Origin of the sequence: Alteribacillus sp. HJP-4 (assembly GCF_042139015.1) — a bacterium.
Lineage (GTDB): Bacteria > Bacillota > Bacilli > Bacillales > Marinococcaceae > JBHIKY01.
Genome location: NZ_JBHIKY010000046.1, coordinates 1 through 7880 on the forward strand (window position 1 = coordinate 1; position 7880 = coordinate 7880).

4 protein-coding genes, 2 pseudogenes and 1 riboswitch are annotated in these 7880 nt (G+C 38.8%); of the genes and pseudogenes, 4 read left to right on the forward strand and 2 right to left on the reverse strand.

What is annotated here, in order from left to right; translation table 11 throughout:
* The 3 genes and pseudogenes from ACE4RR_RS21210 to ACE4RR_RS21220 form a co-directional block, all read left to right on the forward strand.
* A pseudogene (locus ACE4RR_RS21210) lies at positions 1 to 647 on the forward strand (poly-gamma-glutamate synthase PgsB); the annotation flags it as partial.
* On the forward strand, positions 648 to 1097 hold the full coding sequence (gene pgsC / locus ACE4RR_RS21215; protein WP_375537431.1) for a poly-gamma-glutamate biosynthesis protein PgsC: 450 nt from the start codon (positions 648 to 650) through the stop codon (positions 1095 to 1097).
* Between the two features lie 12 nt (positions 1098 to 1109).
* Entirely contained in the window at positions 1110 to 2294 is a 1185-nt protein-coding gene (locus tag ACE4RR_RS21220) for a CapA family protein (RefSeq protein ID WP_375537432.1), read from the forward strand.
* A gap of 158 nt (positions 2295 to 2452) precedes the next feature.
* On the opposite strand, the gene ACE4RR_RS21225 is transcribed toward ACE4RR_RS21220, so the two are convergent.
* Complete coding sequence (locus ACE4RR_RS21225; RefSeq protein WP_375537433.1) at positions 2453 to 3679, reverse strand: CotY/CotZ family spore coat protein; 1227 nt, start codon at positions 3677 to 3679, stop codon at positions 2453 to 2455.
* 1500 nt (positions 3680 to 5179) lie between these two features.
* On the opposite strand from ACE4RR_RS21225, the pseudogene ACE4RR_RS21230 reads away from it, so the two are divergent.
* Positions 5180 to 5364 (forward strand): annotated as a pseudogene (locus ACE4RR_RS21230) (IS1595 family transposase); the annotation flags it as partial.
* Positions 5365 to 5407: 43 nt separating this feature from the next.
* Here the strand turns inward: ACE4RR_RS21230 and ACE4RR_RS21235 are convergent.
* Positions 5408 to 6289: a GNAT family N-acetyltransferase gene (locus tag ACE4RR_RS21235; RefSeq protein ID WP_375537434.1), complete on the reverse strand. Its 882-nt coding sequence runs from the start codon at positions 6287 to 6289 to the stop codon at positions 5408 to 5410.
* 1240 nt (positions 6290 to 7529) lie between these two features.
* Positions 7530 to 7634: riboswitch (TPP riboswitch) on the forward strand.
* The last annotated feature ends 246 nt before the right edge of the window (positions 7635 to 7880 follow it).

Consider the following 7880-nt stretch of genomic DNA (forward strand, 5'->3'; position numbering starts at 1 on the left):
ATACAAAGATTGTATTTGCAGACAACAGCAAAATCTCCCATGAGTTTATACAAAAATTTGATTATACTATTTTCAAAGAAAATGCAGCAATTGCCCTGGCTGTTGCGGAAGCATTAAATATCAGTCGCGAGACTGCTCTAAGAGGGATGCTGAATGCCAACCCGGATCCGGGAGCTCTCAGAGTGACACCATTTACTGACTTAAGCAAAAAGACTTCCTTCTTTATTAACGGATTTGCCGCTAATGATACGACGTCTACTCTCGCTATCTGGGATCACCTCCAGTCCACTTCCTTCATTAAAGAGGACAAAGGAGTGGTTATCAATTGCCGGGAAGACCGGATAGACAGAACGAAAGATTTTTGTGAAAAAGTTCTTCCAGAGCTCGGAGGTACTAAATTAATAGTGATTGGCCAAAATGTTCATCCAATCCTAAAAGCTTACGAATCAGGTGAGCTTCCATATGATAAGCTCATTAATCTTGAAGGTAAAAGTGCAGATATAGTTCTGGACAGAGTACGGGCCGAATCCCATGGTACGACTTTGTTTGGTATCGGTAATATTCACGGCGCAGGAGAAGCATTTTTAGAAACACTTCAACACTCGCCGCAAGTAAAACATTGCAGTGTCGGTGAGGAGGCAATTTAATTGTTTGGTACGGATTTGTATATCGCTTTAGTTATAGGGGTAGTTCTTAGTTTAATCTATGCAGAAAAAACTGGAATCCTGCCCGCGGGCTTAATCGTCCCGGGCTATCTTGCGCTCGTATTTGACCAGCCGGTGTTTCTGCTGACGATATTTCTCATCAGCTTGATTACATATTTGATTGTAACATTTGGTCTTACGAAATTTATGGTGCTGTACGGACGAAGGAAATTTGCAGCCATGCTGTGTACCGGGATTGTGTTAAAGTTAGTATTTGATTACTTTTACCCCATACTCCCCTTTGAATTATACGAATTCAGAGGATTGGGTGTAATTGTACCCGGCTTGATCGCTAACACGATGCAAAAACAGGGGATTATCCCGACGGTTTCAAGTACACTGGTATTGACCGCAGCGACGTTTATTATAATTACTTTATATTATTTAATTTAGGAGCATTCACAAATGGGGAAGCGGTATTTAAACAGAAAAGACAAAATTCTTGCATATACGAAACAGGAAAAGAAAAAAGGATTTCGTCATGCAATTATTGCTCTTGCAGTGTGTGTGCTGCTAATCACTATCATACGTTGGTCCGACCCGGAAGCAGCCAGTGAGCCTGCGGAGCATTCAGACGAGGAAATATTTTCTGCTGCCATGGTCGGTGATATGATGATGGGGCGGCACGTTGAAGAGGTTTCCAAACAGATCGGGACCGAACAGCTTTTTCAATACGCTCTGCCGGTACTGCAGACGGCTGACTATACAACGGGAAATTTTGAACATCCTGTTAATGATGAAGATTCAGAAGCGGAAGAAGCCGATAAAATTATTCATCTTTCTGCGAAATCTGAAGCAATTAAAGCGGTGGAGGCAGCTGGTTTTTCCACCGTCAACCTTGCCAATAATCATATGATGGATTATGGTCAGCTGGGACTTTCAGAAACTTTGCAGGCGTTTGATAAGTCTTCGGTACTACCCATAGGTGCTAGTGACACAGAATTTAACCCTGATTCTGCTGAAGATGGTTACGAAGTAAATTCTTATGGTGGTCTAGAAGTTGCAACACTTGGCATTAACGATATTACCTATGCTGAAATGGAATCGGGCAGTCCAACTGATCCAGGAATTATGACATCAGATCCCAGTGTATTTATTCCGGCAATCGCCCATGCTGAAGCAAATGCTGATCTTGTCATCGTTCATCTGCACGCCGGTCAGGAATACGACAGTTCACCGACCTCTCGTCAGGAAGGACTCGCCAAAGCAATTGCCGATGCTGGAGCGGATATCGTTGTCGGCCATCACCCGCACGTACTTCAATCAGTGGATGTTTATGATGATACGTTTATTATGTATTCCCTTGGAAACTTCATCTTTGACCAGGGCTGGACGAGAACAAGAGACAGCCTCATTGCTGCCTACAGTCTGCAGGAAAATGGTACAGCTACGCTTGACTTGAAGCCATACCGAGTGTTTGAAGCACAGCCGAGGCCGCTTCGAGGTGCAGATGAAAAAGTCCACAAGCAGCGAATTTTCCGCCAGCTCACCAAAGACACAAGCAACAAAGAGGCAATCGTTGAAAATGGCGATAATCTAAGAATTGAAGCTGACCACTCTCATATTATTGAAAAAATGAACAATGAATAAAAAAACACCTCCTGTTAGTCGGATGTTAATAATATGAAGTGATCCCCAAATAGATTTCGGAGTAGAATTTCTACTCCGATTTTTATTTTTCGAGTTTTCTTCCCTCCGTGCTTACCTATTTAACAAAAACCCTTAAGTTAAAAATCGAAATTCTTGTTTTAAGCCCTACCCCTATTGCTGTTAACGAGCTGAGGATCGAGGCATTGAATGGCACAGAAGCAATCAAGATCTACCGTGATGCAGTACCTTGTATGAATGAGCTCATCAACGATGGAAGTGGGATCCACCTTGCACTTTTCAAAAGCAAACTCTCTGTTGGGGCGTAACAGGGATAAGGAAACACACCCGTTTCCTTCATCGATTTTCTCTATACAGAAAAAGACAGTCTGGAAACAATCCTTTTGGCCAATAGCTCCTGTGGCCAGCAAATATTCACCTTTTTTGTTTTGAAGAACTATTGGCAACCTATCCATATCATTGTCGTTTGAGCTTAATAAGTTGATACTAAAGCAACCTTTCTTTGTTCGAACATTTCCCGTGTCGATTTCTTCCATACCCATGAGAAGGGATGTACATGTGTTAGGAAATGGAAAGGGGATGAATTGTTGATATTGGTCTGGGAAAATTTTCGCATTATTAAAATCTCTAAATGGACGATCAATAGGAGGGCTACCGTTCCTACTTTGTGTCTCCAGATGATGAATGATAATGGATCCAATATGTCTTCCTAATCGAAGACCTTCCTCATTATCAGCTGGAAAATGAACTCCGGCATACAAACGGCTGAGTGCATTATCCTCAGCTATTTTTTTGAGTTTGGTTGCTTCCCGAGGGAAAAAATAACTGAGAACTACTTGTGTGCATCCTGACATGGTGGCATGTCCTGATGGGTAAGCAGGAAAACGTGGTGTGCACAACAGGGTTTTCAGCGTTTGATCATATTGGTCTGGTCTTGCGACATCCCATCGATATTTCAAATCCCATACGATAATCATCGTGTCATTGATGGCTGCCTGCACGACAGCTAATATTCTTGCTGCATATGTTGGGCTAACCCCATAGGTATCAACTAAGCGATCAATGACCGGTGTCCACTGTTTGGTAGGAACACCAGTACCATAATAGATACCAATTTTTTTCTGGTCAGGAGTAAGGTTTTCGAGAGTACGTTGTACCGTGATTAACTCTTTATCGAAATCAATTTGGTTAGGAGAGGTAATAGGTAGTTCTATTTTGTGACCATTTGGATCAAGATAATTTCCCTCCTTATTTTTCTGTATAAAAAAGGTTGGCCACATCCCTGCCGAGGGGGTAACGGGATCGGTAGGCGGTTCCTTTTCTCCGGCGTAAGGAGTCTCTGCCCATCGTAAATGTTTATTTCCCAATGTTCATCACCTCTTTTTTATATTATGAAAAGAAGCTAGCTATATGTGACCATGGACTTGAGGAATATTAGTGATTTATTGAAAAATGAGATAACGAATCCAGGAGTGATACATCTGAACTTCTTGTGTTAAAAATTTCATTAGAGTAATCCCACTAAACGGATGCTTTGTCTATATTGACAATACTGCCTCGGCATCTCCCGTAAGCCAGAAAATAAGCTTTTCAATTTATCTCAAATTAACAACAGGTATTTGGTAGTAACTCATCTGAATAAAAAAGGGGAAAACACCAAGCTGAAAAGGATTATGGGGAAGCGAATCAGCTGTTTTCATGTTGTCTTATCTGCATTATAAGAGTGGGAAGTTTATTTATCCGACCATTCACACTTTCAGGTAACAAATGAAACATGAGAGAATGTATTACACTTTTGAATGGAATGAACCAAAAGCCAAAAGCAATCAAAAAAGAATACGCCTTTAGACAATTTTCTCGGGAGTAAAAAGTTAAACGTGGATGGTTTTTTCTTCTCGCTAGAGTATAATCATGCAACATCGCCTGCCCTTAAGAATGCTATTGATTTCTGTATAAGGAATGGAACAGTTAGGCAGCCGGTATTGTAGAATACGGGGATACTGGGGAGGCGATTTCGGTTGAAAATCTTCGGGTGATAAAGGCGGAAATGCAGGTTGCCGACGCACGTACTCAAGTTCGACTTTCTTAACTTACTGATTTGAGAAATGAGAATGTGGTTTTTACATAGTTTTTATAAATATCAAGAACAATTCAAGAAACGAGCGCAAGAATTGCATAACAATGGCCAGTTTCCACAGTCCAATTTTCTTGGGCTTTAAGCAATTATAGGGCAATTTAGTTAATTAATCGAAGGAATAATTTATTCTGGTAAAGAATATCAATAAAAGGGATGTTTAAGGAGATGATTCTATGGAGTACCATGGCAAAATATCATGTGGGGGATACGCTAACCTCTAATGCACGGCACAACCAGGCAACTCGTTACGACATTCCAACCCTGCTATTTGAAAACCGCGGTTTGTCGGATCCCCAAATACGGATTCTATTCTAGGATAGAAAAGCAGTGGATACCTATTTGGACAAGGGAAAGTGGCAATGATGTCGGCAATAAAAGCCCTTGCTGATGGTTCGATTGATTCAGTTGATCCAGGCATACGGGAGTCGCTGCCATTGCAGTATTCAGGGGGCGAAGTGGAAGAAGGAGAATAAAATAAAGGGGCATTAGACAGTGCTGCACCTTACCCTATAAAATGGACAGTTCAATAAATGGGGCTTTTCAGTTGATAGTAAACGACTTCGGTATTGGGCCGGGGTCATTTTCACTAATCCTCGTAAGTAACGATGATAAATGTATTTTTCTATCTATTCATTCACTTTAAGATTTCCTTCCGTAAGATTTTCACAACCAAGTAGATGAGTTCAAATAGCGAGTTGGTGATGACATTGAGAGAAACTGATGTCTTACTATTCAAAAACTTAATGCAGCAAAAAACATAGTTTGCAAGAGTATCTAATAGATGCTCTTACTGCGTCATCGTCAACAGGAACGGTTCTGGAAGAAATCTCAGAATGTAAGAATACGGATGGCTATCGTTGTCTTGATTGTGAGTCAGCACATATTGTTTGGTTTGGGAAATACTCAGTTAGTGTAAGTGTAATATTTTTTATGAGTTTCATGCTTCAATTACTAACTACTATTTCCTTAAATTTTTTGTGAATACAGACAAATCATGTAGATGTTGAAAGCCAACCTTCTTATATAAGTTGACTGCACTGCCATTGCTGGAGTTAACACAGAGTCTAATAGATTCAATGTCCTTAATTGTAATTAACCATTTTAAGGCACCAGTTAGTAATTGCCCCCCAATTCCATTACCTCTTTCAGACTTTTCAACAGCAAAAAATTCTATATTTCCTTCACGAAACTCTGGTTCTGCCTCAACATAAATATAACCACAAAAAATACCTTCCTTGGTAATTATAAAGACTTTTTTATTCTCATCTAAACGTTTAGTAATTTGTTGAGCACTATAATATGTGTCAGGAAATGCTTCATCATGAAGCTGCTGCATATCTAAGCAATACTCTGGGGTTAATTCATCAATGGAAACACTCTCTAACTCAGGGCAATTATTACGCTGAAAAATCAATATTGTTTCCTCACTATACTTTTTAAATGATAGTTTTTTTGCTAATTCGCACACTCGAATATTTTTCCCATTCGGAAACATCTCCATTGAATTTATCTCATCTGGAAGCAATTCAGTCATTTTCTTCCACATATCAAAAACAATATCCCACTTATTTGGAACAATAAATGGACCCCATATTTCTGCACTACTGTCTTCAAGTTCAGCATCAAATCCCAATACACCTACTAAGTTATTATCTTCATATGCTGCAACAAAGCTATCAAAATATTTAACATCTGAAATATCGTTTATCATAGAGTTAGCAATTTCGTCTTTATCTGTCCCGCAATACCCAATATGTGATTCTTCATTAATATTAATACGTGATATAAAATTCGATACTCTCCCAACATCCTCTTTATTAATAGTTCTTATTTCTAACAATTTGACTTCCCCCTTCCCTAATGAAATATCAATCTTATTGAGCAATTCTCTTTTACTGGAAAAAGAGCAATGACAGCATTGCACTATCGCGCCCGTTAGCACAAAAAATGTTTAGTTTCTTTGAAAAATGTAGATCCATCCTCTTTTCGCCTCACTGCGAATAGAAGGAGAAGACTGCTTCTCATAAATTGGTTTCGGAACGTAAATCTGTGAAAGTAGCAGTGTTGAAAACTTATATACAGAATAGCTGTGACAGGTTTTTGTTTTATATAATTTCAATTACCGTGTTAATTGTATATAATAAGTATAACCCTTTATATGAAGGGTTACGATAATAAAAAAAGTCCATTTTCACAGTGCACGAAGTCAAAGACCAAGTAATAATTGTAGACGGATTATTTTTAAGGTTTCAGCGCCCTAGTCTGAAATCTTTTATTGTTTATTGTTAAAGCGTCTAGTTCTAATAAAATCCGTTCCAATATAATCCGGCATCCTGCTACTTTCTTTGGGGATACGTAAAATCAACAAAAATGTGAATAATCACACATAATAGAAAAAGTGTAAATGAAAATAGATACGTAATACTACTGTAGGGGAAGGACATAACTAAATAGGGAAGGTCAATCACTTTTGACTGATAGATGAATGGTGCTTCCCATCAGCTTTACGTACTTGTAATTTCATCTGCTCACCTCCATGTTTGACTTGGATATTAATATAGCATACCAAAATTTAGAAAAGAAGTATTTTTCATACAATTGTAAAAAAAGGAATATTTTATTGAATTTGCGTAACAAGTGATAAGAGGCCCGTTTTGTAGTATGTAAAGGATACAGATCCCAGATGAGTTAAAGAACTAATAAATAGAACTTTCATCTTCATGTAAACAAATTGTAAAAAGTCAGATAACAGTATAGACGAATAAATAAAAATAATGTATGGTATAAATTAAATCAATACAAAATTTTATAGGTGAAATCACTAGGGGAGCCTTTCCTTAAAGGCTGAGATCAAAGTATAACTTTGGAACTTTTTGAAACTGACCTGGCTAAAAAAACCAGTGGAGGAAAGTGAAAGTGCGCATTTACGATTAACAACTAATTTCAACTTGCTAGTATAATGGGACGTGCCACTTTTCTTTTCTATGAAGTGGTATTTTTTGTCTAAAGAGTGCTATTATGAGACTGCGGTATCTATTACCCGTTCACTATGTTCAATTCCGGATAACAACTTAATAAGAATACTTCACTGGGGGAGCCATGAATTGGCTGAGAGAAGCTTGGAGCTTTGACCCTTATAACCTGATCTAGATCATACTAGCGGAGGGAAGTGAAGCGAGTGAAATCTTTCTTTCTATTATCTATATCCAATAATAATAGCTCGCTCCTTCGCGTGAAGGGGTGGGCTATTTTATTTTGGAAAGGAGCAAGTATTATGAATAACAATTTAGTTCGGTTATGGGAAGAAGTGGATGAAAGAGAAGAAGAAATTCTAACCATATTGTCCGATTTGGTATCCTACCCAACATTGAGTCCGCCTGCCAGAAATGCGGAGAAAGCTCAAGAGTACATGGGCGATAAACTGAAAGGTC

Bases quoted from the DNA above. Each gene is read 5' to 3' on its own strand.
- ACE4RR_RS21220 (WP_375537432.1), top strand. From the start codon at position 1,110: ATGGGGAAGCGGTATTTAAACAGAAAAGACAAAATTCTTGCATATACG.